General features: G+C 43.8%; 2 tRNA genes. Both read left to right on the top strand.

Features of this window, described 5'->3' with window-relative positions:
* The first annotated feature begins 75 nt into the window (after window positions 1-75).
* A tRNA-Asp gene (locus AB4493_RS09940) sits at window positions 76-152 on the top strand.
* A gap of 35 nt (window positions 153-187) precedes the next feature.
* A tRNA-Trp gene (locus AB4493_RS09935) sits at window positions 188-264 on the top strand.
* Window positions 265-413: the final 149 nt, after the last annotated feature.

The following is a 413-nucleotide window of genomic DNA, read 5'->3' as shown; positions in this document are numbered from 1 at the left end:
AATTTATTTTCACTTTTTTGAAAAGTGAAGACAAAAAGTTTGAACACTTGTCAGCGACGACAAGTATTCCACTGCGGAGTGGTAGTTCAGTTGGTTAGAATACCGGCCTGTCACGCCGGGGGTCGCGGGTTCGAGTCCCGTCCACTCCGCCACTTATTCAGAGTTTCAGCTCTTTAAAACTGAAAATAGGGGTGTAGCTCCAATTGGCAGAGCAGCGGATTCCAAATCCGCGTGTTGGGAGTTCGAATCTCTCCACCCCTGCCATATTTAAGGCTCTAGCAGAAATGCTAGAGCCTTTTTGCTTTCTGGAATTTAATAAATTACAGAAAGTAGCCTGGTATAATACCAATCCGGAAAATTAACTGATCAGGTCAATCCAATCTCTTGTACACATTTTTGTGACGCGATCTTTG

Origin of the sequence: Vibrio sp. 10N.222.55.A1 (assembly GCF_041473835.1) — a bacterium.
GTDB classification, from domain to species: Bacteria; Pseudomonadota; Gammaproteobacteria; order Enterobacterales; family Vibrionaceae; genus Vibrio; species Vibrio crassostreae_C.
Note: the sequence above shows the minus strand (reverse complement) of the source record. Positions and strands in the feature narration are given on the sequence as shown.